The following is a 25,323-nucleotide window of genomic DNA, read 5'->3' as shown; positions in this document are numbered from 1 at the left end:
CACAAAAAGGCGGGCCGTTTTTGCTGAACACTCCGCTGTCAAAAAGAGTCCTTGGTATCGACCAGCGCTTGGAAGAAATACCGTTGAAACAGGATCACCAAGATCAAAGGCGGTAGGATCGTCAAAACACCGAGGGCCATGCCCGAGGCACTTTCCAAACCGATCAATCTGATCCCGCGCAAAACTGTATAACGGGACTCGTCCGTACTGAGCATGAGCGGCCAAAGATATTGGTTCCACCCGATCATAAACGACACCACGAATATCGCCCCACCGCGACGCCACGCCAGCGGAACGATAAAGTCCCAAAAGAACCGTACAGGGCCTGCCCCGTCGAGCTTGGCCGCTTCCAGATATTCATTGGGAAAAGACAAAAAAAGCTGGCGGAAAAACAGTGTTCCCAATGCTATTGCAAGGGCCGGCAAAACCATTCCCCCAAAGGTATTCACCAAGCCCAAAGTGGCCGCCACCTGAAAGGTCGTCACAAAGCGGCTTTCTAGCGGGAGCAATAAGGTCAACATGGTCAGCCAGAACAAAAAGCCCGCGACAGAAAACTTGAAGAATACAATCGCATAAGCGGCCATCATCGAAAGTACGGTCGTTAGCGATGCAATCGATACGGCAATAACGAGCGAATTCTTTAGCATCGCCAAAGCCGTGATCTGATCGGTAAAGCCTGCCTCGAGGCGGGCCACCTGCGCATAGTTAGCACCGGCCTGTGTGCCGGGCCAAAACTGCAAGCCCTGCTGAGAAATTACGGATGACGTATGCGTCGAAGATACGATCATCAAGAAAATGGGCAGCATTAAAAACGTCGACCCCAAAATCAAAATGACATGATCCAGCCAAGCCGAGCGAGCCAGCTTCTGATTGGGGTTCAGGCGCATTTAAAAGGACGAGGTACGAGGCTTGGTACGGCGTTCATTTAAGCCGCGCACCTGTATCCTTTTCAAATACGAATGCATCTTCGGGGTTAAAGGCCAGAGTCATTTTTTCGTCGAGCCCCGGCAGCAAGGATTGCGATGCCTTGAGGCAAATCTCTTGCACATCACCGGCATCCGAAACCATGCTCGGCAAAGACCCGTAAATCAGGTTCTCGCCGCCATGCTGTTCAACCAGATCTACATTGATCGAAAACTGACCCTCGTCAGATACCGTCAATACGTCGGGGCGCACGCCCAGAACCAGATCTTTGTCTGTTGGGAGGTCAGAGAACCCAGCAAGCGCCATATCCCCAGCGATCAAAGAGGTCCCATCGAACTTTGCAGGGATCAGATTGATCGCAGGCGAGCCGATAAACGACGCCACGAACAGAGTGCGCGGGTTGGAATACAACTCCATCGGCGCGCCCATCTGTTCCACACGCCCCTCGTTGATGACGGCAAGCCTGTCGGCAAGTGTCATCGCCTCGGTCTGGTCGTGCGTCACGTAGATTGACGTCACATTCATGCGGCGTTGGAGTTTCTTGATCTCGATACGCATCTGCACACGAAGCTTTGCATCAAGGTTCGACAGTGGCTCATCAAACAGAAAAACCTGTGGGTTGCGCACAATCGCCCGCCCCATTGCGACCCGCTGACGTTGCCCGCCTGACAACTGGTTGGGCTGGCGATCAAGGAACTTGTCGATCTTGAGCATCTTGGCCGCATCCGTGATCCGCCGCTCGATCTCTGCTTTGTCCATTTTCCGGTTTTTCAACCCGTAAGACATGTTCCCGCGCACGCTCATGTGTGGGTAAAGCGCGTAGTTCTGGAACACCATCGCCACGTCCCTTTCGGACGGAGACACGTCGTTGATCACGCGGTCACCGATCAGGATGTCACCGCTGGTCACACTTTCCAGACCTGCAACCATGCGCAGGAGCGTAGACTTGCCACAGCCAGACGGCCCGACGAACACGATGAGTTCGCCGTCGTCAATTTGCATATCCACGCCAAAGATTGCCTCGGCGCCATTGGGGTAGGTTTTGCGGACTTGTTTGAGTTCAACCTGAGCCATTACTTCTCACTTTCGACGAGGCCCTTCACGAACCATCTTTGGAATATCAGCACCACCAGGACCGGCGGCAGGGTAGCCAGAATAGTCAGAGCGAAAGCTTTCTGGAATTGCGGCAGTTCCCCACCTTCATTGAGCACTTGATAGATTTGCTTGATGCCAATGACGAGCGTGTAGTTTTCTTCTTTTGTCGTCATGATAAGCGGCCAGAGGTATTGGTTCCATCCGACAACAAACATGATGATGAGGATCGCAGCGATCATCGTCTTGGACAGCGGCACCAGAATATCAATGAAAAATCCCCATGCGGATGCACCATCCAGACGCGCGGCCTCTAGCAACTCGTCTGGCACCGACTTGAAAAACTGGCGAAAGAAGAACGTGCCCGTCGCAGAGGCAATCAGCGGAATAATCAAGCCTGCTTTGGTATCCAGCAGCCCCATATTGGCGACCACTTCATATGACGGAATGATGCGGACTTCTAACGGCAGCAACAGCGTCATGAAGATGACCCAGAACAGCGGAACACCCAGCCGGAAACGGAAGTAGACGATCGCATAAGCCGCCAGCATCGAAATGATGACTTTGCCGATGGCAAAGCCGACCCCGAGGATCATCGAATTTTTCAGCATGGTGGTGGCCGTGACTTTTTTCATCACACCACCCTCAACGAACAAGACTTCGTTGTAGGTTTCAAAGAAATGCGGGCCCGGCCAGAACTGAAGCCCTTCGCGCAGGATCGTTTCCGGTGCATGGGTCGATGTCGCAAAGGCAACCCAAACCGGCAGCGTCATGAAAAGTGCGCCCAGAATTAGGATGATGTGGGTGCTGATTGGGACACGTTCCATCAGTAATGCACCTTTTTCTCGATAAATCGGAACTGGATGACCGTCAGAACCAGAACCATTATCATCAAAACAACCGACTGCGCGGACGACCCGCCGATGTCAGCACCGCGAAAACCGTCCTGGAAAACCTTGTAGACAAGCGTTGTTGTCGCCCCACCCGGCGCGCCTTGCGTTGTCGTGTCGATGATCCCGAAGGTTTCAAAGAACGCGTAGGTGATGTTGATCACCATCAGGAAGAAGGTCGTCGGCGCCAAAAGCGGGAACGTGATTGTCCAGAACCTGCGCGTCGAAGATTTGCAGTCCATCAATGCCGCCTCTTGCACGCCTTTGGGAATGCCCTGAAGGCCCGACAAGAAGAAGATAAAGTTCACGCTTACCTGTTTCCAGACCGAGATCAGGACCACAACAAACCCGGCGTCGTAGGGGTCAAGTTTGTGGTCAAAGTCGAACCCAATCGAGTTCATAAAGATGTAGAGATCCCCGATCAGCGGATTGAACATGAGATTGCCCATCAGGCCCGCGACGGGTGGCGCAATCGCGTATGCCCACATCAGCAGGGTTTTGTATGTGCTGGCCCCGCGGATCACTTCGTTGGCCTTGACCGCCAACAATAGTGCAAGCCCCAGCGACAGGGCTGTGACCAGCGTCGAGAACACAATGGTGAACCCCGCGGCCTGCAGCCATGCGTCATTGAAAATTGTGTCAGAGTAGTTTCGGAACCAAACAAACTGCGAGGACAGCCCAAAGGCATCCTCAAGCAGGAAAGACTGATAAACCGCCTGCGCCGCGGGCCAAAGAAAGAACACCACAATAATGATGATCTGTGGCGCGATGAACATATACGGAATTGCGCTATGCTCGAATTGTACGCGCTTCATATAACCCCCTGGTCGAATGATGACAGCCAGCGAAGCCCATTGCCCCGCTGGCTGAAGTTTTGGTTACTTATTTTACCGTCGCGTCAAAGCGAACCAGCAACTCATTGGCGCCTTTTTCGATGGCCGCGAACGCTTCATCCACAGATGCTTCGCCAGAGAAGATATCGTCAAAGGCGTTGTACATCACGTCGCGGATTTGCACGTAGAAGCCCAAACGATAGCCTTTTGTCCATTCACCACCTGGTTGGCTCAGCTGCAAGATACCGATTTCGGCATCTGGCGTAGTGCCGTAGTAGCCATCGGCCTTCGCCATGTCATAAGCGGCGTTTGTGATCGGGACATAGCCAGTTTCTTTGTGCCAGAAATACTGGATTTCTGAGCTGCTCAGGAACTTGAGAAAGTCAGCTGTCGCTTCATTTTCTTCGTCGCTCTTGCCTGCCATCGCAAACAGAGCAGCGCCGCCGATGAACGTGCTTTTCGGCTCTTCGATGACCGATGACCAATATGGCAGATAGGTTGTACCGAACTCGAAGTCTGTGCTTGCTTTCAGACCTCCGAATGACCCCGAAGAGCCGAGCCACATGGCTGTTTTCTTCTGGACAAACGCATCCTGGTTGTCACCCCAACCACGGCCGTAGAAGCCATAGTAACCTGCATCCAGCCACTCTTTGACTTTGGACCAGTGCATTTTCATCGCGTCGTTGTTGTAGAGAATTTCCACGTCGGTGCTGTCATACCCATTGTTGCCTGTGGCAAGCTGAAGGTTGTGGCGGCTATGGAAGTTTTCCGAGAAAATCCAAGGGCTGTGGCTTTGCGCCAGAGCTTGATAACCGGCTTCCTTGATTTTCGGCGCCATGGATTCGAACTCTTCCCACGTGCTGGGTGGAGCATCGATGCCTACTTCGGCGAGGATATCCTTGTTATAATAGAGAAGAGGCGTGGAAGAGTTGAACGGCATGCCGATCATCTTTCCGTCGCTGTCGGCATAGAAATAGCGCACGCCTTCAATGAAGTCCGCTCCGTTAAAGCCGCCTTCGTATTGCGTGAGCAAATCCGCAACTGGGATTGTCGCACCGGGAGCATTGATAATCGTTGCTGCGCCAGCATCGAAAATCTGGATCAGGTTTGGCTGTTGTTTCGCACGGAACGCCGCGATACCGGCGGTCATTGTGTCCTCGTAACCACCTTTGTAGGTCGGTACCAAAACATAGTCGCTTTGGCTGGCGTTGTATTTTTCCGCCACTTCTTCAACGACTTCACCAAGACGGCCGCCCATGGCGTGCCAGAATTGGATTTCAGTTTGTGCAAGGGATGCTGTTGCAAAGGTCGCAAGACCCGCCGTCAGCAAGGCTAGGCTTTTCATGAATTTTTCTCCCGGTTTGTAGCTGTTGTTGATCAACAGCTTTGGCTTTAGGACCATCTAGTAACGGGCATATGACGAAAATTGCGTCAATGCAGGTCCACGCGTCTCAGCAGCAAGTCATTATTTTTTTAGGGTGTCAACTCAAACGCGCATTGGTCAGCTTAAGAAGCACCCAAATCACTCACTCACCAGCTTGATTTTAAGCAATGGCTTCCAAAGGTTGATTGGCAACGTGCTTGACGAAGATGCAATCACCACGGTGTCCAATAACAGGTTTTGCCCCTGTGATACTGTGGGCGTTGTTCGCGTGAACTGACGGGCCTGCGCATCGCGGGCGAGCCCATAAGCCAAGCTGAGGTGCGGCCTGAAGTCTGGCGCCACGTCCAGCCCCAGCCTGTCTGCCAATGTGCGGCGCACATCATGCAAATATGACGGCACATCCAGATCAGCAAAAAGGGACATGAAGAACAGGTTTGTCATTGCCAGCCCCTCGATTCTGGCGTCCACCACGGCAGTTTGCGCAAACGCCAGACGGCAAAGGGATTCTGTGTGGCGTGGTGCTGCAACGATATCGCCCAACAGCGTAACATGCGGCGCAAAAGACGGCGTTCCTTCATGGTCCGCGATATCATCAATCGTGTTTTGAAGATGCTGGTTGGCGGTGGCGGTTGGGCACAACCAAATTGAATGCGGCTGTTCCACATCCATATTATTTTGCATGTCTCACCCCTAGGTTTAAACATGGGTCATTGATGTTCATCATCTTGTGTCAGTCACTCGAAATCCAGCGCCCGAACGTCAATTCATACAAACAGCAAACAGGGTCCGGCATCAAAAGGCCGCCAGGTTTTTCACCCCTTGCAGGGTTCGCTGTGGGCGCGGAGCGGTCAGGTGCCATTCAGCATGGCACCCGACAGAGTTTTGTGGTGCGCCCCTAGCAGAGCAGATCACTGCAACGCCACGTTCTCCAGAAACGCGATGGTGTCTCCTTGGGCGTTGCGCAATTCCATCGTGGGGCCTGTCACGATGGCTTCGCTGACGGACGCGATGCCCCGAACCCACGCCTGTTCGATCTTATCAAGAGGCGGTGGGCACGCCATCAGCGTCATTGGCCCCGGTTGCAACGTCAGAGATGATCCATCCAGCACGTAGCCGCCATTGACTGTGTTGCAGCCAACCGTCGAGGCGAACGCCGCTTGGCCGGAGCGAAAGATGATGTGCGGTTCGCGCTCGCCGTTGGCGGCATCGAGCGGTTCGCCGCCAATCGACAGTATGCGCCAGTAGGCGTCACCGATTTCTGAATCTGCCATCGCGCGTTCACAGGTCAGACCGGGCACGAACCCGGCCAGCCGGTCGATCACAACCATATCGCGCTGGCCGCCTTCCATACCTTCGCGTTTCGCGATTTGTCCGTCAAAGACGACAACAGTTGGCGCCCCAGGTTCGGCCTGTGCGTCGCGGTAGGCGCGTTCGGCGTCCAGATACGCACCCTCCATTGCAACTGGATAGGTTTCGTCGCTTCCGCATGGCGTAAACGTGGCTGCATCCGCGAAATACACGAACTCTCCGATGACGCGCCGGCTTGACTGTGTGCGGGCCTGCACCTTGACCATGGTGATCGAGGCGTCCGTGCCTGCGTCTTGGGTCAAGACGGGCGTATGGGTGTCTGTTGTGAAAAGCAATTTGTCGCCCATCCGCAAGCTGGCCCGCACTGTATAGCGTCGCCCATCCTGAATAACGTCCGGGTTGTAGGGCAGCGCGACGTTGTAGGGAGGATTGCCCGCATCCTCGACCGTCACCTTGCTAAGAACTTTCGCCGGTGCGTCCGCCAGAGACACGTCTTCTAGCTGCACCTCGAAGGTCACCCCCGGTAGCATGGCAATCCGCTCACGGTATGAAGCGGAAACGTTTATTGTTTCCATGGCAGTCGCCGCACTTCCTGCGACAGCCAGAACCACCGCGATAATGTATACAAGAGCCCGCATCGGCGCGATCCTTTATTGATGTTTGATCGGTCAGTATTGCAGGTAAATATCACATGTCCATCAAACAAGTCCTTGCATTTTCTGGACGCGTTTGTGTGGATCGGAGCACCGGTGGGGTCGCTTTCTTGCCGCCTGCCCTGCTCGCCCTGTGGCATCAGAACCGACCGTTTGTATCGCACACATGGGCGGGACGCAGGCCAGCCCGGCGCCGGATCAGTGACACACTCCCCCCTATCTCCTTGCACGCCCCCGCCCCCCTGTCCTACATGGGACTGGCAGTAAAACGCGCGGGGGCAACCGTTGTGCCCGGCGTCAAACCTGAGGTTTGCAAATGAAAAGAGTTGTCGTCACCGGATTGGGCATCGTCTCATCCATCGGGAACAACGCAGACGAAGTGTTGGCTTCGCTCAAGGCGGGTGCGTCAGGCATTGTCGCCTCTGACGAGATGGCCGAACACGGGTTCCGCAGTCAGATTGCGGGCACGTTGAAACTGGATGTTGCCGAGCATGTTGAAAAGCGCACGTTGCGGTTCATGGGTCCCGGCGCGGCCTATGCGCATATCGCCATGAGCCAAGCGATTGCGGATGCGGGTCTGGACGAGTCCGATATCGTGAACCCGCGTACCGGCTTGGTTGCAGGTTCTGGCGGGCCGTCGACCTCGGCCATGCTTGCCGCGCATCAGACAGTGCTGAAGACCGGCGCGACCAAGCGCATTGGCCCCTTTGCGGTGCCCAAGTGCATGTCTTCGACCATCAGCGCGAACCTTGCCACGGCCTACAAGATCAAAGGCATCAACTATTCCATCACCTCGGCCTGTTCGACATCGCTCCATTGCATTGGCAACGCGGCCGAGCAGATCATGCTGGGCAAGCAGGACGTGATGTTTGCCGGTGGCGCCGAAGAACTGGATTGGACCCTGTCCTGCCTGTTCGATGCGATGGGCGCCATGTCGTCCAAGTACAATGACGCGCCCGCCACGGCCAGCCGTGCCTTTGACGCCAACCGCGACGGGTTCGTGATTTCGGGTGGTGGCGGCATCGTGGTGCTGGAAGAGTTGGAACACGCCCGCGCGCGCGGTGCCAAGATTTACGCCGAAGTGACAGGCTATGCCGCCACGTCCGATGGCCATGACATGGTGGCCCCCTCTGGCGAGGGTGGCGAGCGCGCTATGCGTGTCGCCCTTGAGACGCTGCCCGAGGGCCGCACTGTCAGCTACATCAACGCGCACGGCACTTCGACCCCGGTTGGCGATGTGGGTGAGATCGAGGCAGTGCGCCGGGTGTTTGGTCAGGGCACGACCCCCCCGGTCAGTTCTACCAAATCGATGACGGGCCACGCGCAGGGCGCGGCGGGCGCGCTTGAGGCGATCTTTAGCCTTTTGATGCTGGAACATGATTTCATTGCGCCCTCAATCAACGTGGAAACACTGGATGAGGCGCTGGATCCCGCAGAGATCGCAACCGCACTGCGCAACGATGCAGGGCTTGATTGCGTTATGACCAACTCGTTCGGGTTTGGTGGCACGAACGGGTCGATGATCCTGTCGAAATTTCACGGGTAAATACTGAACATGTCCGATTTGATGCAAGGTAAACGCGGTCTGATCATGGGGGTCGCCAATGACCGCTCAATCGCGTGGGGGATCGCCAAGGCGCTGCATGAGGCGGGGGCCGAACTGGCGTTCACCTATCAGGGCGAGGCCTTTGGCAAGCGGCTGGAGCCATTAGCGGCAAGCGTCGGGTCGGATTTCATGGTGGACGTGGACGTGACCGACGATGCGTCACTTGATGCAGCCTTTGACGCGCTTGGTGCCCGCTGGCCTACGATCGACTTTGTGGTCCATGCCATCGCGTTTTCGGACAAATCCGAGCTGACGGGGCGGTTCCTGAACACGTCGCGTGCCAATTTCAAACACTCGATGGATATCTCTGCCTACAGCTTTATTGAGGTGGCGCGGCGCGCTCATCCGCTGATGATTGAGAATGGCGGCACGCTGCTGACTCTGACCTATCAAGGCAGCAACCGCGTTGTGCCCAGCTATAACGTGATGGGCGTGGCCAAGGCCGCTTTGGAATCCGCCACCCGCTATCTGGCCAATGATCTGGGGCCCGAAGGCATCCGCGTGAACGCCATTTCGCCCGGACCGATGAAAACTCTTGCCGGTGCGGCCATCGGGGGCGCACGCAAGACCTACAAGCACACAGACCAGAACGCGCCTTTGCGCAGCAATGCTACGCTTGAAGCGGTGGGCGGCACCGCCGTCTATCTGTGTTCGGACGCGGGCGCGTGCACGACCGGAGAGATCATTCGCGTCGATGGTGGTTTTCATGTGCTGGGTATGCCGCAGCCAGATCACCTCTGAACTTTACCATTTTGTCGCCAAATTCTCGCCAAAGTAGAGCGATAGGGCGGTGTCATGGAAATGTCAGAAGTATACCGTGCCCGCGCACATGAGCGGGCCTTTGAGCGCCGCGCGGCGCGGACCCGGCGGGCCAAACTTCTGGCGAGCACGCTGTTTGCGCTGACTGGTGCGGGGCTGATGTTTTCATTGTTTTTGCATCCGCAACTGATCAGTGACGCTGTTGCCTGGTCCCATGGAACGGATGTGCCAGAGGCCTTGCGCACTGTAGACAGGTCAGACGATACCCACGTCCGATCAATGCCCAGTAACGCGATCCCCGTGCGCCGGGGCAGCGGGTCATTCGGCAACTGAGGGATTGGGTTTGTCGTTTTGGCAAACTGTGTCTTGGAAACCAGCACTTTTCCGGCAGTTTTCCGCGCCAGCGCACATCGCGTTAGGTCCGTAACAAAAGTACAGAGCGCCTATCACAACACACCGATCTTGGGTGGCCGCCTGAGGCAAATTACCGTCTAAGTGTTCGCAGGACCTGAAAGTTGGTCAGAGGCGTTGTGATTGGGACGCGCGCCGCGATGGTTTGCCTTGTTGCGACATCAGACATCATTACATCTGTTTGGGTGTATTACCACGAAACTGCACCCGCGTTTCAGGTTGCTTTCCCCTCGTCGTAAAATACTGTGAGGAGGGTTCAAACAACAGTTTAGCAAAGCGCATGATCTTCCGACCGGTCCTTTTTCTTCTGAGCGTACTATCGTTGTCAGGTGCGGCATTTGGCCAAGACCGGCCAATCTTTGATGCGCATATCCATTACAGCCACGACGCGGTGTTGACCGTCCCACCGGAGCAAGCTGTGAAAATCTTGCGAGACGCTGGTGTTCGTAAGGCATTGGTTTCGAGTTCGGACGACAATGGCACGCAGTTATTAAAGGCCGCAGCCCCGGATATCATCGTTCCCGCTTTGCGCCCCTATGCCCGGCGGGGTGCGATTGGAACGTGGATGAACGATCTTTCTGTGATCGACTATCTTGAGAAAAATCTGGCGACCAACCACTACGAAGCCATCGGAGAATTCCATGCCTTTGGCGACGATATCAAAACTCCTGTGTTGCAGCGCCTGATCGTCTTGGCCCGTGAACGCAATTTGCTTTTGCACCATCACGGTGATCGCGCAGCGTTGGACCTGATCTTTGAAACGTGGCCTGACGCGCGGGTTTTGTGGGCGCATTCAGGGTTTGTCGATCCGGCAAATGTTGTGGATGCATTGAACACATATCCACGGCTTTGGGCGGATTTGGCCTATCGATCAGATATGGCGACGCGCGGTAAGATTGATCCTGATTGGAGGGCCGCATTTGAGACCCACCCAGACCGGTTCATGGTCGGCACCGACACATTCGCCCCCGAACGCTGGTATTATGTTGGCCCCCACGCCACGTTTTCCCGGGAATGGATCGACACTTTGCCGGATGACATTGCGGACAACATTGCCTTTGCCAACGCAGAACGCATGCTGAAGACAAAATGAAACGGCTGGCATTCGTTTTGGGCGCGCTTTGGCCGATGAGCGCCTTGGCCTGCGACGGCACTGGCCTGCCTTTGACCTCGTTAGACCAAAACGCGCCTCGCGTGGAAATGTTTCTGGACGACATGCAGCTGGCCCAGCCTTTTTCGGTCAAAATCGTTGTTTGCGGTGATAGGATCATCCAGAAACTCATGGTTGACGCCATAATGCCTGCGCACCAGCACGGGATGAATTACACCCCCACTGTTATTAATTTGGGCGAAGGCGCGTTTCGTGTGGATGGCATGCTGTTTCACATGCCGGGTGTCTGGGAAATACAAATGGACCTGTATGACCAGACCGGCGTTACCCGCTATACCCAAACGACTGAATTGCAATGATACGCGGGTTCATTTGCGCCATGCTTTTTTGGGGCGCTCCGGTCATGGCAGACGTAATCCTGTCGCCTGTCGAGATTTCCCAAACCCTGTCGTTGGGGCCCTGGCCGCCTGAACCAGAGCCCGACAAAAGCAACAGGGTATCGGGGAGCCGGGCTGCGATTGCCTTGGGCGAGGATTTGTTCACAGATCCAATCCTGTCCAAAGATGCCAGCCTTGCCTGTTCAAGCTGTCACGATCCGGCGCAGGGGTTTACGGTTCCAGTGTCCCGCGCTGTTGGTCGCGAAATTCTGGATCGCAACAGTCCAAGTGTGGTGAACCTTGGTGGCCTGCGCTGGTTTGGCTGGGGCGGCAAGAGCGACAATCTATGGGCGGCCAGTTTACACCCCATCGTCGCAGAACAGGAAATGGCGCACAGTGCGCAAAGTTTGCAGACGGCACTGTCAGCAAGCAGGCACGCGGTGGCCTATGAGGCCATCTTTGGTCCGATTGATCAGCAGTCGCCCGAAGCCGTTCTGGTCAATACTGCCAAAACGCTCGCGGCGTACCAAGAGGTTTTGGTGACGTTGCCCACCACTTTTGATACTTTTCGAGATGCGCTGGAACAGCGAGATCATGTCGCCGCAGGGCGCTATTCAGAGTCCGCCCAACGAGGATTGCAGATTTTTCTTGGGAAGGGGAATTGCATCATGTGTCACAGCGGCCCGCGGTTCTCGAACAATGAATTCCATGATGCAGGTGTGCCCTATTTTATTGATGAAACGTCGGTTGACACGGGCCGGTTTGGCGGGCTGAACATCTTGCTCGCCAGCCCGTACACATTGGCTGGCGCATGGAGCGATGATGAAACCAAACATGGTGCATGGGCTGTGCAAAATGTCCGTCAAACCCATGCGAATTTCGGCACGTTCAGAACACCAAGCCTGCGTGGAGCCGCTGATACCGCACCCTACATGCACGACGGATCCCTGCCGGATCTCACGGCTGTTGTGCGGCATTACAACGAGATCAATCTGGAGCGGATGCACGCCGATGGCGAAGCAATTCTGCAACCATTGAACTTGTCTGAAGCCGAAATTTCAGACCTGGTCGCGTTTCTTGAAACCCTAAGTGAGGTTCCCAACTAGGGGCATAGGCCCACGCGCAGACGCGTCAGCGGGGTCTGCTTATCCAGCCTCGACCGACACCACCTCGAAATCAAACACCAGATCACGCCCCGCCAGTGGGTGGTTGGCGTCCAGCATAACTTGTTCCTCGTCAATCGCCGTCACCGTAACCGGCATTGGCTGGCCCTGCGGCGTTTGCATCTGCAACTGCATACCAACCTCAAGCTGGATATCGTCCGGAATCGCGTCGCGGGGTACGCCTTGGTGCAACGCGGGATTGATCGGGCCGTAGGCATCCGCGCAGTCAATGCTCACTGACTTTTTGTCCCCTGCCTGCATGCCCGGCAGGGCTGTGTCCAGCCCTTTGATGATGTGGCCCGCACCCACGACAAATTCCAGCGGATCGCGTCCCTCTGAGCTGTCAAAGGTGGTTCCGTCCTTCAAAGTGCCTGTGTAGTGGATGCGCACGGTGTCACCGTCTTTGATTTCGGCCATGTGCATGCTCCTTCAGGTTCGGCGTTCACACTGCCTGTATGTGAACGGGGGGTAAACCCCGTCTGGCGGTCTTTTCGCACCCCGGATTTTGTTTTTCCAACCCCTCGCCCCTTTTCGTCGCTGCATCCCCATGTCAGTGTTTGCGCAACTTGAGAAAGGTTGCTGCCATGCCCATCACCACCTGCATTTTTGACGCCTATGGAACCCTGTTTGATGTCGCCGCTGCAGCGCGTCAGGCGGCGGGTGATCCGTCTTTTGCCGCGATCAAGGATGACTGGCCCGCGCTGGCCGAGCATTGGCGCGCCAAGCAGCTCCAGTACACGTGGCTGCGCGCGATCACCGGCTCGCATACGGATTTCTGGGAAGTGACGCAAAACGGGCTCGACTGGGCTTTGGAGAAGACGGGACATTCCCATGATCCGGCTTTGCGCGAGCGGTTGTTGGCGCTTTATTGGGAATTGCAGGCCTATCCCGAAGTGCCCGAGATGTTGCACACCCTCAAGAACGCAGGGATGAACACCGCCATCTTGTCCAATGGATCGCCCGAAATGCTGGACGGCGCGGTGCAATCGGCGGGCATTGCCGATGTATTGGATGACAGCCTGTCGGTTCAGTCCGTCGGCATCTTCAAACCAGACGTGCGGGTCTATGACCTTGTTGGGCAGCGGTTTGGCTGTGCCAAGGAAGAGGTACTTTTCGTCTCTTCGAATGGCTGGGACGCCGCCGGGGCCACCGGTTATGGGTTTACGACGGCGTGGGTCAATCGCGCCGGAGAACCGGTAGACCGCTTGCCATGGACACCGCACACGACCCTGACCAATTTGACAGGTATTCCGGCCTTGGCGGGCGTGTAATGGCCACGTTCACGACCTCTGATGGATTGAACCTCTTTTACACCGATGAAGGCTCGGGGCTGCCACTGTTGTGTTTGCCGGGGCTGACAAGGACCACGGAAGATTTCCAGTATGTGACGCCACACTTGCCCCCCTGCCGTCTCATCAAGATGGATTATCGCGGGCGGGGGCAATCAGACGTCGACCCGAATTGGCAGAACTACACGTTGCCTGTGGAAATCCGCGACGTGATCGAATTGCTGGACCACCTGTCCCTGCCCGCCTGTGCCATCCTTGGCACATCGCGCGGGGGGCTGAACGGGATGGGCCTTGCCGCCGCAGCGCCTGAGCGGGTGTTGGGTGTGGCCCTCAACGATGTGGGTCCTGAACTGGACCCCGAGGGCCTTGCCGGGATCATGGTCTATCTTGGCCGAAATCCCACTGCACGCAGCCACAGCGAAACCGCGATGGCTCTGCCTTATGTGCTGAAAGGGTTCGCGAACGTGCCCCCTGAGCGCTGGATGCAAGAAGCGCAGACCCATTTTGTGCAAACACCCGAAGGCCTTAGCATCACGTACGATCCACACTTGCGCGACGCGGTCGAGGCAGGTGGCGATGTCCCTGATCTGTGGCCGTTCTTTGACGCGCTTGCGGGCAAGCCAACTTGCCTGATCCGGGGGGCCGGGTCGGACTTGCTGAGCGCGGCTACAGCCCAAAAGATGCAGGATCGCCGCCCTGACATGATCTATGCCGAGGTGCCGGACCGGGGCCACGTGCCATTTCTGGACGAACCCGAGGCGGTCGCCGCCCTAGCGGCATGGATGGAGAAAATGCAATGAATATCGATATGATCCGCGCCGCTGCAAAGCGCCTTGAGGGGCATGCACGGGTGACCCCGCTGCTGAACTCGCCCTTTCTTGACGAGATCGCGGGCCGTCGTGTCTGGATCAAGCCGGAGTGCCTGCAACGTACGGGAAGTTTCAAGTTTCGGGGCGGTTGGTCGGCGCTGTCTGCACTTGATCCTGACACACGCGCGCGCGGTGTCATCGCATTTTCCAGCGGCAATCATGCTCAAGGCGTCGCACATGCGGCCACATTGCACGGGGTGCCATCGGTCATCGTCATGCCACGCGACGCCCCCGCGCTCAAGATCGCCAACACAAAGGCCTTGGGGGCCGAGGTGGTTCTGTACGATCGCGGCAGCGAGGATCGCGACCGCATTGGCGCGCAGTTGGCACAGGAACGCGGGCTGACCCTGATCAAACCCTATGATGAGCCACAGGTCATCGCCGGGCAGGGCACAACCGGTCTTGAGATCGTCACCCAAGCCCGAGACGCAGGCGTCGAGAATGCTGACATTCTGGTCTGTTGCGGTGGGGGTGGTTTGACCTCGGGCATTGCATTGGCGGCTGAGGCAGAGGCACCGGGGCTGCGCGTGCGCCCTGTTGAACCTGAGGGGTTTGACGACGTTGCCCGTTCGCTTAGGTCGGGGGGCATTGAGCGTAACAACCGGGTGTCAGGGAACATTTGCGATGCGATCATCACGCCGCAGCCCGGCGACATTACCTTTCCGATCATGCACCGGTTGTGCGGCCCCGGATTGGTGGTCACTGAGGATGAGGCCCTGCAAGCCATGGCCCAGGCATTTCTGCGCCTGAAGGTGGTGGCCGAACCGGGAGGGGCTGTTGCCCTTGCTGCCGCATTGTGTCGGCAGGATCAGATTGAAGGAGAGGACGTGATTGTCACCATATCGGGTGGCAACGTGGACCCTGAAATCTTTGCACGGAGCCTCAAGACCCTGTCATGACCGACTTTTCCATCGCCAGCTTTAACGTCAAGAACCTCATTGGTCCGGACGCCGAATACTATCGTTTTCAAAGCTATACCCCTGAGGAATACGCATGGAAGGCCGATTGGCTGGCCGAACAGATGCAGACGATGGACGCCGATATCGTCGGTTTTCAGGAGATATTTGAAGAAAGCGCGTTGCGTGATGTGATCCGCCAAGCCGATGAAGAAGGGATCGCGGACAACGATGCCCACATTCCCGGGCCGAACAAACGGTACCGGCGCAAGGCGATCTTTCGCAAGCTGGCTTATCGTCCGTATACGGACGCGGCCCTTGCCGTGGCGCCCAACGTCAACGACGGCGGCCCCGGACAGCGCCGTCCCGGTGTCGCGATCCTGTCGCGGCTGGGCTTTGTGGGTGAGCCTGAGATCATACAGGACCTTGCCGCGCCATTGAACATCGACTTTGGCCCGATGGGCCCCGAAGGCGGGGGGAGTTTTCGCCTGACCCGCCTTAGCCGTCCGATTCTGAAGGTACGCGTGCCTGTGGGTGGGCATGTGATCACCGTTTTCAACTGCCATTTGAAATCCAAGTTGGGAGAGTTTGTGCCGCCCAAAGGCGGAGGTGCCCCTGCCGAGGTTGATCTGACGGCTTACGACCCCGTTGCCCGTGCCCTTGGTGGCCTGCGCGCTGCCCTGCGCCGTATGGCCGAGGCGTGGGTGCTGCGCCGTGCCATTGTCGCAGAGTTGCAGGCTGGCCATCCAGTGATGGTGCTGGGTGATTTCAACGACGGTGAACATGCTGTGAGTTCAGAGATCATCAGCGGTGAAGTCCCGTTCAAGAATTACGCGTGGATGCTGCGCCATGATGCTGAAACGCCCCGTGATCGCTACTCCGACGCGGAAAACGAACAGATTCAGGAAGACATAGAAGCAGTGCGCCTGCATTCGGCAGAAAAGCAGTTCGTGCGCAAATCGGCCCGCGATATGGTTTATACGGCGGCCTTTGGCGGCAACTACGAGAGCATTGACCAGATCTATATGTCCCGCCACTTTCTGCCTGACGCAAAGGGAAGCATCGGGCAGATGGACTATTTCAGCGTGCTGAACGATCATCTGACCGACGGCAGCCATCCCGAGGCGCCCTATAACAAACTGGCCTCTGATCACGGACAGATCATAGCGCATATGCGACTGAAGGACTGAATTCACATGCACATGGCAGATTTGGGCGACGTCCGCCTGCATTACCGGATTGATGGGCCAGAAGACGGGGCACCTGTGGTTTTCGCGAACTCGCTGGGCACGGATCTGCGCCTGTGGGACCCGATCTTGCCCTTGTTGCCTGCTGGTTTGCGCATCCTGCGCTATGACAAGCGCGGACATGGGTTGTCGAGTTGCCCGAGTGGTCCCTATGCGATGGGCGCTCTGGTCGGAGACGCGGAACGCCTGATGGATCATCTGGGCTTCAAAGATGCCTTGTTTGTCGGGCTGTCCATTGGCGGGCTGATTGCCCAAGGGCTGGCCGTGAAACGGCTGGATTTGATGCGCGCGATGGTGCTGTCCAACACAGGCGCCAAGATTGGCACCAAGGACTTGTGGGCCGAGCGGATCGCGAATGTTGAGGCTGGCGGCATTGAGAGCATGGCGGATGCTACGATGGAGCGTTGGTTTTCCAAGGATTTTCTTGTCCATGTCGATCTTGAGCTTTGGCGCAACATGCTGACCCGCCAACCGGATGCGGGATATGCGGGCTGTTGTGCTGCGATTTCGGGAAGCGACTTTTTCGCGACCACAGCCACGCTGCGCCTGCCCACATTGGGCATTGCCGGGTCCGAGGATGGGGCCACGCCCCCTGATCTGATGCGCGAGACGACCGGCCTGATCCCGGGCAGCCAGTTCCATTTGATCCGCCGTGCGGGCCACTTGCCTTGTGTTGAGAAACCGCAGGAATATGCGCAGGTGATCACCGATTTCATGCGCAGCGTGGGGCATATCTGAACCATGGCGGCGAGCGTTTTTGCATCCCCCTTGCTGGGTAAGCTGTTTGGCACCGGTGACGTTGGGCGGCTTTGGAGCGACAGCGCCGAGGTGCGCGCGATGTTGCTGGTTGAAGGGGCATTGGCCAAGGTGCAGGGCGCGCAAGGTGTGATCCCCGAGATCAGCGCCGCGTTCGTTCACCGCTCCAGCCTTGAGGTGCAGATCGATCCGGCCGGTTTGGCCGACAGTACGGCGACGAATGGCGTCTGCGTGCCGAGACTGGTGGCCGCCTTTCGCACGGCGATGGAGGCCCCGGAGCATGCGCAATACGCTCATTGGGGGGCGACAAGTCAGGATATCATCGACACGGCCCTGATGCTGCGTTTGCGCCAGACTCTTGCCGCACAAGAAGAGGTCTTGCGGGCGGTGTTGCGTTTGATGTCGCAGCAGACGCTGGACCACGCAGACACGCCAATGGCCGCGCGCACCTATGGGCAACACGCGACTGTGACCTCTTGGGGGGCGGTGCTGGCACAATGGGGTGACCCTCTGGCGGATGCGCTTGAGGCGCTGCCCGCTGTGAAAGCGGCCTCGCTTTGGGTGAGTTTGAGCGGGGCGGCCGGGACATCCGCGGCCCTTGGGCCAGAGGCTGTGGCGACGCGTGCGGCTCTGGCCGACGCCTTGGGTCTGGGTGATCCGGGCCGCAGTTGGCACACCGACCGCGGACCCATTTTGCGGATCGCAGAGTGGATGAGTGGCGTGACCGCCACCCTTGCAGCGTTTGGTCACAGCGTGATCGGCCTCACCGGCTCGGACACGGGCGAGGTTAGTCTGGGCGGTTCAGGAGCATCCTCGACCATGCCGCAAAAACAGAACCCGGTGGCACCATCGGTTCTGGTCGCGCTGAACCACCAGATGACCGGTCTGCGCGCGAGTTTGCAGGCATCCTCTGCCCACCAGTATCAGCGCGACGGGGCCGCGTGGTTCACCGAATGGATGGTGCTGCCGCAGATTGCCCTGTCAACGGCGGCGTCGTTGGAAACAGCCCGCGCCGTGATGGAGGGCCTGAGCCCGCAGACGGATCAGATGCGCACGCATATTGACGGTTTGGGTTTGTTGCACGCAGAAGCTCTGAGCTTTGCCCTCGCAGCCCAGATGCCCCGCCCAGAGGCGCAGGCCGCAACCAAGGCGCTGGTGGCGCAGGCCGTTGAGACCGGCGTGTCCCTGCAAGCTGTGGCCCAAGCGGCGCATCCTGATTTAGCGGACGATTTGTTTGATCCTGTCAGGCAAATGGGTCTGGCCCCGGACGCGGCACGCGCCTTTGCCAAGCGGATTTCCGATCTGTGAAGCTGCCCGTCGTCTTTATTCTGTTTACAGTGATGCTGGATGCGATGGGCATCGGTTTGATCGTCCCTGTCATGCCTGACCTCATTCAGGAAGTTCGGGGCGGAAACATTGGGTCGGCCGCCTTATGGGGCGGCGTGTTGTCGACGATATTTGCGTTGATGCAGTTTCTGTTTGGCCCTGTGATCGGTGCGTTGTCGGACCGGTTTGGGCGGCGGCCTGTATTGCTCATTTCATTGGTTGTTATGGCAGCAGACTATCTCGTGATGGCGGTCGCAGGTTCCATCTGGTTACTGCTGGCAGGGCGCGTTGTAGGCGGGATCACGGCGGCCACTCAGTCAACAGCGAACGCCTATATGGCCGACATTTCCAAGCCTGCGCAAAAGGCTGCGAATTTCGGACTGATCGGGGCGGCCTTTGGGATGGGGTTCGTCTTTGGCCCATTGATCGGCGGCGTTCTGGCAGAGTACGGCACCCGCGCGCCGTTTTATGCGGCTGCGGGGCTGGCAGCACTGAACGCTGTATTTGGCTATTTCGTGTTGAAAGAAACTGTGGATGACCGCATCCGCCGCCCGTTTGAGTGGCGGCGCGCAAACCCGTTTGGCCTGTTCAAATACCTCGCCCGCCTGCCCGGCCTAGGCCCGTTGCTGGTGGTGTTTTTCATCTATCAGGTGGCCTTTACCGTCTATCCGGCGATCTGGAGTTTTTACACGCTGGAGCGCTTTGACTGGTCGCCGGGAATGCGGGGGCTGTCGCTGGGGCTGTTCGGGATTTCCATGGCCATCGTACAGGGGGTACTGATCCGGCCCATCTTGCGCACGATAGGCGAACGGGGTTCGGTGATTTACGGACATGTGGCAGATGTCGGCGTATTCCTTTTGATAGGGTTTACGAGTTCGGGATTTTGGCTGCTGATGCTGACGCCTTTGGCGGCGCTGCCTGCGGTGATTACACCTGCGCTTCAGGGGATTATGTCGAAGGCAGTTGATGACAACCAGCAGGGCGAGTTGCAGGGCGCGCTGACCTCTGTTTCGGCGCTGGCGATGATCATTTCGCCGATGATCATGACCTACGTGTTTTATGCGTTCACCGAACCGGGAGCCCCGGTCTACATGCCCGGAGCATCGTTTTATCTATCCGCAATTCTCATGGCTGTCAGTTTGATGGTGTTCTTGCGCGTAGGAAAAATTGCGGTCTCTCGCGACGTTACCGGCGATCAACGACCTTGAGAGGTCGCAATTGCTCTTGCGAGTGTCGCGCGCCTGCGCCACCGTCCCTAAAATCGAAACACCAAACACAGTCATAATGAGCGCGCGACAAGGGACAGACATGCAGACAATCAAAGCGGCCGTGTGCCACGAATTCGGCGCCCCCCTCGTAATAGAAGACATCCAATTGAGAGCGCCCAAGGTGGGCGAAGTCGAAGTGACCCTGCACGCGGTCGCTATTTGCCATTCCGACATTTCCTTTGCAGATGGTGCATGGGGTGGCAGTTTGCCTGCGGTTTATGGGCACGAGGCCGCTGGTGTCGTCAGCGCCGTTGGAGATACCGTGCAAGGTGTCGCTGTGGGCGACAGTGTCGTCGTTACACTGATCCGGGCCTGCGGCACCTGCCCGTCTTGTGCCGGGGGCAAGCCCACCATTTGCGAGACCCCATATGACGGAGACCAGGGTCCGATCCGCACGGCAGATGATGGTATGCTGCATCAGGCCATGGCCTGCGGCGCATTTGCCGAAAAAGTGGTCGTGGATCAGAGCCAGTTGGTCAAAGTCCCCGCCTCAATGCCGATGGACGCGGCCAGCCTGATTGCTTGCGGTGTGATCACGGGCGTCGGCGCTGTGGTGAACGCAGCAGGCTTGCGGGCAGGTGAGGATGTCGTGGTCATCGGTGCCGGCGGCGTGGGCCTGAACGCTATTCAGGGGGCACGTATCGCCGGGGCCCGCCGCATCGTCGCCGTTGACATGACCGAGGACAAACTGGATGACGCGACCGCCTTTGGAGCAACGCACGGTGTGTTGGCCACGGGCGAAGCGCCATGGCGCGAAGCCTATAAAGCCCTTGGCGGCAAAGGCGCCGAAGCCGTCATCGTGACTGTTGGCGCGATCCCCGCCTATGATCAGGCTCCAAGGTATCTTGGTCGTGGTGGCAAGGTCGTTATGGTCGGCATGCCGCATTCTGGTGCGATGGCGGAATACGAACCCGTCAATCTCGCATATCTGGGTCAGGGTATGGTCGGCTCAAAAATGGGCGATGTGGTGATCCAGCGCGATATCCCCTGGATGGTCGACTTGTATCTGCAAGGCCGCTTGCAATTGGACAGCCTGATTTCCGGCCGGTGGTCGCTTGATCAGATCAATGACGCGATTGCGGATACCAAGGGCGGCAAAGCCCGGCGCAACGTGATCATGTTTAACCGGTAAAGGGGGCCAGCCCCCGTCCCTGCGGGACTCCCCCGGGATTTTTTAAATCAGAGAAGGGACGCATCATGAAACTGCGCGATCTCGACATCATCATCACGGCACCCCCGGCCCCCGGTTGGGGTGGACGGTATTGGATATTGGTGAAGCTGACCACGGATGACGGGATTGTCGGGTGGGGCGAGTGTTATGCCTCGTCCGTCGGCCCTGCGGCGATGCGCGCTGTCATTGAGGATGTGTTTGACCGCCATATGGCCGGTGAAAATCCCGAAGACATCGAGTTGATGTTTCGCCGTGCCTATTCTTCGGGCTTTACCCAGCGCCCGGATTTGACCGTGATGGGCGCCTTTTCGGGGCTTGAAATCGCGTGTTGGGATATTGTGGGCAAGGCCCGTGGGCGGCCAGTGCATGCAATGTTGGGCGGGCGGATGAATGATCGTATCCGCGCCTATACTTACCTTTACCCCCTGCCCCATCATTTGCTTGAGGATTTCTGGACGTCGCCGGAGATGGCGGCTGAGTCAGCCCTCGACTGCGTTGATCGTGGATACACAGCCGTAAAATTTGACCCCGCGGGCCCCTACACCATGCGCGGCGGGCATATGCCGGGCATGCGTGACATTTCTATGTCTGTCGCCTTTTGCAAAGCGATCCGGGAAGCCGTGGGAGACCGGGCCGATCTGCTTTTTGGCACCCATGGGCAGTTCACCACGGCGGGGGCGATCCGTTTGGGTCAGGCGATTGAGCCCTATGCGCCGCTGTGGTTCGAAGAGCCGATCCCGCCGGATGCGGTGGAGGAGATGGCCAAGGTCGCCCGCGCGGTGCGTATTCCGGTGGCGACGGGCGAACGCCTAACCACGAAGGCCGAATTTGCACCCGTCTTGCGCAGCGGTGCGGCAAGCATTGTGCAGCCAGCACTTGGCCGGGCGGGCGGTATCTGGGAGATGAAAAAGGTCGCCGCCATCGCGGAGGTCTACAACGCCCAGATGGCGCCGCACCTGTATGCAGGCCCTGTTGAGTGGGCAGCAAACGTGCAACTGGCGGCTTCGATTCCGAACATCCTGATGTGCGAGACAATAGAAACGCCGTTCCATGATCAGTTGATCAAGGGCGCGATCCGGGTGGAGGATGGTTTCATCACGCCCTCGGATGCGCCTGGACTGGGGATTGATGTCGACGAAGCGCTTGCCCGTGCCCATCCTTACGACGGGGACGGATTGCATTTGCAGATGCAGGACGCGCCTTGCGATTATCAGAATGGCAACAGTTTTGAGGGCGGTGCGCCCGCGCCGCGCGAGGTCTAGTCGACCTGCACCACTTCGTAGGTGATGCGCGGGGCTTCGCCGGAGGCGACGCCGCCCAGCGCGATAGATCCCGAACCGGTGAGGGCCACGGTCTGGCGGCAGATGTAGAATTCGGGGGCAGTGCCGATCGTGAGTGTCGTTCCCGCGGATGAGCTGTCTTTGAACTCCACGATCCCGCCTCGCACGGAGATCGCCGCATGCACGCGCGACACCCATGCTTCGGGTACGACAAGCCCGCAGGCAGACGAACGGCCCACGGTGATCTGTTGTCCCTCGTGGATGTCCTGAGACCAGTTCATCCAAGACAGCCGCACGGCGGTTTTGGCCACCGTCTCCTTGCGCTGTGCCTGAAACATAGTGGGTTGGGCGGCAAAGCTGGTCACGCCACCGTCTTCGTCTCCGCCCGCCATCAGAGCGAAGATCTCGGTTGGCATATTGATGCCCTTGAGCGTGTGTTCCCCGATCGAACGGAGCGTGTCGCGGTCAACAGACTTGGTGTAGTTGACCAGTTCGCGACTCATCAAAACTTCGTTTTCTTTGGCTTGGCTGGACAGGCGCGCGGCAATGTTGATGGCGTCCCCGAACAGTTCGGTCCCGCGATGCACCACAAGTCCCCAATGGAGCCCTGCATGCAGCGACACCTCGCCCCGCGCGCCATGAGTCATCATATCGCCCGCGGCTGCGATCGCCGCGTCTGCGCCTGCAAACAGGCACAGTACGTCGTCGCCCTTGGAGCGCACAAACTCACCGCCGTGGATCGTGGCGATCTTTTGCATGCCTTCCACGCATTCAAATACGAGCTGGCTTGCGCGTTCGTCACCGTGGCTTCGGTACAGCGCAGTGCTGCCCGACACATCGGCAAGCAATATTGCGCGCTCAACCCTCATGGCAATGGACCCTCCAACAGCGCTGGTCCCTTCCCCAAAAAGAGAACGCAGCGCCTAAATCAAAACACGAAAAAACCGCTAATCAAAATGCGTGACTGTATTTAGCGTCATATGTTTAGAAAAATAAAGGGGTAGTGCGTTTGGGTGCCCATTTGCTACGCACAAAAGGCTGTGTGTGGATGCACCTTTGGCCTAGCGATAGAACCCGATGGCCGAGAGGGAAATATCTGCCTGCATGACTTTTCCGATCGCGAGGATACCAACGCGACGCAGAGTTGCGGCATCAAATTCCGCATCTGTCCTGTGGGCAACGAGCGTGTCAAATGGCACGCGCACTTCCGTCCATTCCGCTGGCGCGACAAAGCTTGTGCGGAAGGATTGCCAGGGACGATTCAGCGCACGCGTGCGCAATCGCAGATCATAGGTTTCGCCGTTGCCCAGCACCTCGAAAACCAGCCCAGTATAGCTGCGTGCATCAAAATCGCGTCCCTCGGCCAGATCAAATGCGATCTGCACAAACCCGCCATTGTTGTCGAGTGATACGGTGCCCGTCAGCCGGATGGCCTTTCGTCCGGCCACCGTTTCCTGACGTGCTTGGCCTTGGGACACGCCGCCCATGACCGTGTCTGCCACGTACTCCCAGTTTGGAGACAATTTCATATCAGCCTCTTGTGCTTGGGTCGGGGCCGCCAACAGCGCGCACAGGACGACCGCCTTAAGCGGAGACAAGGCCCGCGCCCTGAGACAGCGCCTCGAGTTTGGCATAGGCGATGTCGGGATCGACCGCGCCAAAGCCTGCAAAAGTGCCAAAGCCGCAATCGCTGCCCGCCACAACGCGGTCTTTGCCCACGATGTCAGTGAAGCGTTCGATTCGTTGCGAGACCACTTGCGGGTGTTCGACAAAGTTCGTGGTGGTGTCCACGACGCCCGGCACCAGAACCTTGTTGTCCGGGATTTCCGCCTTGCGGTCGCGGAATACTGTCCATTCGTGCGCATGGCGCGGATTTGATGTTTCAAAAAGCAGGTACGAGGCCCGCGTGGACATGAGTGTCGGGAAAACAGTGTCCATGTCGATGTCGCAGACGTGCGGCCCCTCATAGTTGCCCCAACAGATGTGCACCCGCACCTTTTCCGCAGGAATGTCGCGCAATGCGTGATTGAGCGCCTCCACATGGGCGTCGGCGATCTTGACGAATTCAGCATCCGACAGGTCTGCGAACAGCATGTGACGGCTGAGCGCGAGGTCCGGGCAATCAAGTTGCAGATCGAGCCCTGCGGCGATGATTGTGTCGTATTCTGCCTTCATCGCATCGGCCAGAGCGGCGAGGTATGCGTCGCGTGTTGGATAGAAATCGTTCTGCAGGAACAGAGAGATAACCCCTGGTGAGGCTGCGTTCATAAACCCACGCGGTGCGCCATGCTTGGCCATAGCTGCTTTGAGGTTTGCGATGTCTTTTTCCAACTCGCCCTGTCCGCGGCTCTTGACCTCGCCCGTGCACATGGGGCGGGCGTATTGCGGTGTGCCGCCTTCGTTTGCCAACCGCTTGAGGAAGCCGGGGAATTGTTTGAGGTCGGCAGGTGCGTTGCGCGGGCTGTCGCCGGAAAAGCCGGTGTAGCGGTCTTTGACGTAGGTCGCGTAGCTGATTTTGGACGTCTCGCCGTCACTGACGATCCCGACGCCTGCGGCCACCTGTTTGCCCACCGTGACATCGACTGCAGCCGTCATGGCCGCATCAAATGCGGCTTGGTCGTAATCCTTGCCGTGTTCGCGCGCAAAAATGAAATCCACGACCTCTTGGGTCCGTGGCAGGCTGCCGGCGTGGGTGGTCAGAATGGTCACT

At 57.8% G+C, this 25,323-nt stretch carries 26 protein-coding genes; 15 read left to right on the top strand and 11 right to left on the bottom strand.

Translation table 11 applies throughout. The features are described 5' to 3' along the window. Positions 1 to 38 precede the first annotated feature (38 nt). The 7 genes from DHN60_RS00770 to DHN60_RS00735 form a co-directional block, all read right to left on the bottom strand. Positions 39 to 788, bottom strand: coding sequence for an ABC transporter permease subunit (locus DHN60_RS00770; RefSeq protein ID WP_234423470.1), 750 nt, complete (start codon positions 786 to 788; stop codon positions 39 to 41). 133 nt (positions 789 to 921) lie between these two features. Then, positions 922 to 1,998, bottom strand: a complete 1,077-nt coding sequence (ugpC, locus tag DHN60_RS00765) for a sn-glycerol-3-phosphate ABC transporter ATP-binding protein UgpC (RefSeq protein ID WP_108835367.1) — start codon at positions 1,996 to 1,998, stop codon at positions 922 to 924. Continuing rightward, the gene (locus DHN60_RS00760) at positions 1,998 to 2,843 is read right to left on the bottom strand and encodes an ABC transporter permease subunit (protein WP_108835366.1); all 846 of its coding nucleotides are present in this window, start codon (positions 2,841 to 2,843) and stop codon (positions 1,998 to 2,000) included. Before DHN60_RS00760 ends, ugpC begins: the two co-directional genes overlap by 1 nt. Then, complete coding sequence (locus tag DHN60_RS00755; protein WP_108835365.1) at positions 2,843 to 3,721, bottom strand: ABC transporter permease subunit; 879 nt, start codon at positions 3,719 to 3,721, stop codon at positions 2,843 to 2,845. The genes DHN60_RS00760 and DHN60_RS00755 overlap by 1 nt, the downstream gene beginning before the upstream one ends. Positions 3,722 to 3,788: 67 nt before the next feature. Continuing rightward, positions 3,789 to 5,084, bottom strand: coding sequence for an extracellular solute-binding protein (locus tag DHN60_RS00750; RefSeq protein WP_108835868.1), 1,296 nt, complete (start codon positions 5,082 to 5,084; stop codon positions 3,789 to 3,791). Between the two features lie 177 nt (positions 5,085 to 5,261). Further along, complete coding sequence (locus DHN60_RS00745; protein ID WP_108835364.1) at positions 5,262 to 5,804, bottom strand: 2'-5' RNA ligase family protein; 543 nt, start codon at positions 5,802 to 5,804, stop codon at positions 5,262 to 5,264. 227 nt (positions 5,805 to 6,031) lie between these two features. Beyond that, positions 6,032 to 7,069 (bottom strand): YbaY family lipoprotein, encoded by a 1,038-nt coding sequence (locus DHN60_RS00735; RefSeq protein WP_108835362.1) that lies wholly within the window; start codon positions 7,067 to 7,069, stop codon positions 6,032 to 6,034. A gap of 331 nt (positions 7,070 to 7,400) precedes the next feature. Between DHN60_RS00735 and fabB the strand changes: the two genes are divergently transcribed. The 6 genes from fabB to DHN60_RS00700 all read left to right on the top strand — a co-directional run bounded on the left by fabB (position 7,401) and on the right by DHN60_RS00700 (position 12,454). Further along, entirely contained in the window at positions 7,401 to 8,630 is a 1,230-nt protein-coding gene (gene fabB, locus DHN60_RS00725) for a beta-ketoacyl-ACP synthase I (protein ID WP_108835360.1), read from the top strand. Between the two features lie 9 nt (positions 8,631 to 8,639). Next, positions 8,640 to 9,431 (top strand): enoyl-ACP reductase, encoded by a 792-nt coding sequence (locus tag DHN60_RS00720; protein ID WP_108835359.1) that lies wholly within the window; start codon positions 8,640 to 8,642, stop codon positions 9,429 to 9,431. A 60-nt stretch (positions 9,432 to 9,491) separates the two neighbouring features. After that, on the top strand, positions 9,492 to 9,782 hold the full coding sequence (locus DHN60_RS00715) for a hypothetical protein (RefSeq protein WP_159089069.1): 291 nt from the start codon (positions 9,492 to 9,494) through the stop codon (positions 9,780 to 9,782). Between the two features lie 358 nt (positions 9,783 to 10,140). Then, positions 10,141 to 10,953, top strand: a complete 813-nt coding sequence (locus DHN60_RS00710) for an amidohydrolase (protein WP_234423469.1) — start codon at positions 10,141 to 10,143, stop codon at positions 10,951 to 10,953. After that, positions 10,950 to 11,330 (top strand): hypothetical protein, encoded by a 381-nt coding sequence (locus DHN60_RS00705; RefSeq protein WP_108835357.1) that lies wholly within the window; start codon positions 10,950 to 10,952, stop codon positions 11,328 to 11,330. The genes DHN60_RS00710 and DHN60_RS00705 overlap by 4 nt, the downstream gene beginning before the upstream one ends. Positions 11,331 to 11,374: 44 nt before the next feature. Further along, positions 11,375 to 12,454: a cytochrome-c peroxidase gene (locus DHN60_RS00700; protein ID WP_234423468.1), complete on the top strand. Its 1,080-nt coding sequence runs from the start codon at positions 11,375 to 11,377 to the stop codon at positions 12,452 to 12,454. 39 nt (positions 12,455 to 12,493) lie between these two features. Here DHN60_RS00700 and DHN60_RS00695 read toward each other — a convergent pair whose 3' ends face one another. After that, positions 12,494 to 12,928, bottom strand: a complete 435-nt coding sequence (locus DHN60_RS00695) for a peptidylprolyl isomerase (protein ID WP_108835355.1) — start codon at positions 12,926 to 12,928, stop codon at positions 12,494 to 12,496. A 167-nt stretch (positions 12,929 to 13,095) separates the two neighbouring features. Between DHN60_RS00695 and DHN60_RS00690 the strand changes: the two genes are divergently transcribed. From DHN60_RS00690 to DHN60_RS00650, 9 genes are all read left to right on the top strand, one after another. Continuing rightward, positions 13,096 to 13,782: a haloacid dehalogenase type II gene (locus DHN60_RS00690; protein ID WP_108835354.1), complete on the top strand. Its 687-nt coding sequence runs from the start codon at positions 13,096 to 13,098 to the stop codon at positions 13,780 to 13,782. Further along, the gene (locus DHN60_RS00685; protein ID WP_108835353.1) at positions 13,782 to 14,600 is read left to right on the top strand and encodes an alpha/beta fold hydrolase; all 819 of its coding nucleotides are present in this window, start codon (positions 13,782 to 13,784) and stop codon (positions 14,598 to 14,600) included. Before DHN60_RS00690 ends, DHN60_RS00685 begins: the two co-directional genes overlap by 1 nt. Then, positions 14,597 to 15,568 carry a threonine/serine dehydratase gene (locus tag DHN60_RS00680; RefSeq protein ID WP_108835866.1) on the top strand — a complete coding sequence of 324 codons (972 nt, stop codon included), beginning with the start codon at positions 14,597 to 14,599 and terminating at the stop codon, positions 15,566 to 15,568. The genes DHN60_RS00685 and DHN60_RS00680 overlap by 4 nt, the downstream gene beginning before the upstream one ends. Continuing rightward, the gene (locus DHN60_RS00675; protein WP_108835352.1) at positions 15,565 to 16,755 is read left to right on the top strand and encodes an endonuclease/exonuclease/phosphatase family protein; all 1,191 of its coding nucleotides are present in this window, start codon (positions 15,565 to 15,567) and stop codon (positions 16,753 to 16,755) included. The genes DHN60_RS00680 and DHN60_RS00675 overlap by 4 nt, the downstream gene beginning before the upstream one ends. 6 nt (positions 16,756 to 16,761) lie before the next feature. Further along, positions 16,762 to 17,550: a 3-oxoadipate enol-lactonase gene (gene pcaD / locus DHN60_RS00670; protein WP_108835351.1), complete on the top strand. Its 789-nt coding sequence runs from the start codon at positions 16,762 to 16,764 to the stop codon at positions 17,548 to 17,550. Between the two features lie 3 nt (positions 17,551 to 17,553). Continuing rightward, on the top strand, positions 17,554 to 18,876 hold the full coding sequence (locus DHN60_RS00665) for a lyase family protein (RefSeq protein WP_108835350.1): 1,323 nt from the start codon (positions 17,554 to 17,556) through the stop codon (positions 18,874 to 18,876). Next, the gene (locus DHN60_RS00660; protein WP_108835349.1) at positions 18,873 to 20,102 is read left to right on the top strand and encodes a TCR/Tet family MFS transporter; all 1,230 of its coding nucleotides are present in this window, start codon (positions 18,873 to 18,875) and stop codon (positions 20,100 to 20,102) included. The genes DHN60_RS00665 and DHN60_RS00660 overlap by 4 nt, the downstream gene beginning before the upstream one ends. Positions 20,103 to 20,202: 100 nt before the next feature. Next, positions 20,203 to 21,294, top strand: coding sequence for a Zn-dependent alcohol dehydrogenase (locus tag DHN60_RS00655; protein ID WP_108835348.1), 1,092 nt, complete (start codon positions 20,203 to 20,205; stop codon positions 21,292 to 21,294). Positions 21,295 to 21,359: 65 nt separating this feature from the next. Further along, the gene (locus DHN60_RS00650) at positions 21,360 to 22,595 is read left to right on the top strand and encodes a mandelate racemase/muconate lactonizing enzyme family protein (RefSeq protein ID WP_108835347.1); all 1,236 of its coding nucleotides are present in this window, start codon (positions 21,360 to 21,362) and stop codon (positions 22,593 to 22,595) included. On the opposite strand, the gene DHN60_RS00645 is transcribed toward DHN60_RS00650, so the two are convergent. The 3 genes from DHN60_RS00645 to DHN60_RS00635 all read right to left on the bottom strand — a co-directional run bounded on the left by DHN60_RS00645 (position 22,592) and on the right by DHN60_RS00635 (position 25,322). After that, positions 22,592 to 23,482, bottom strand: a complete 891-nt coding sequence (locus tag DHN60_RS00645; RefSeq protein ID WP_108835346.1) for an adenylate/guanylate cyclase domain-containing protein — start codon at positions 23,480 to 23,482, stop codon at positions 22,592 to 22,594. The two genes, DHN60_RS00650 and DHN60_RS00645, sit on opposite strands and share 4 nt — an antisense overlap. Before the next feature lie 192 nt (positions 23,483 to 23,674). Beyond that, positions 23,675 to 24,211 (bottom strand): CIA30 family protein, encoded by a 537-nt coding sequence (locus tag DHN60_RS00640; protein ID WP_306415961.1) that lies wholly within the window; start codon positions 24,209 to 24,211, stop codon positions 23,675 to 23,677. Further along, a complete protein-coding gene (locus DHN60_RS00635) occupies positions 24,198 to 25,322 on the bottom strand; it encodes a cobalamin-independent methionine synthase II family protein (RefSeq protein ID WP_108835345.1) in 1,125 nt (374 codons plus the stop codon). Before DHN60_RS00635 ends, DHN60_RS00640 begins: the two co-directional genes overlap by 14 nt. Between the last annotated feature and the right edge of the window lies 1 nt (position 25,323).

Source organism: Tateyamaria sp. Alg231-49, from assembly GCF_900143535.1.
Taxonomy (GTDB): Bacteria; Pseudomonadota; Alphaproteobacteria; order Rhodobacterales; family Rhodobacteraceae; genus Tateyamaria.
Note: the sequence above shows the minus strand (reverse complement) of the source record. Positions and strands in the feature narration are given on the sequence as shown.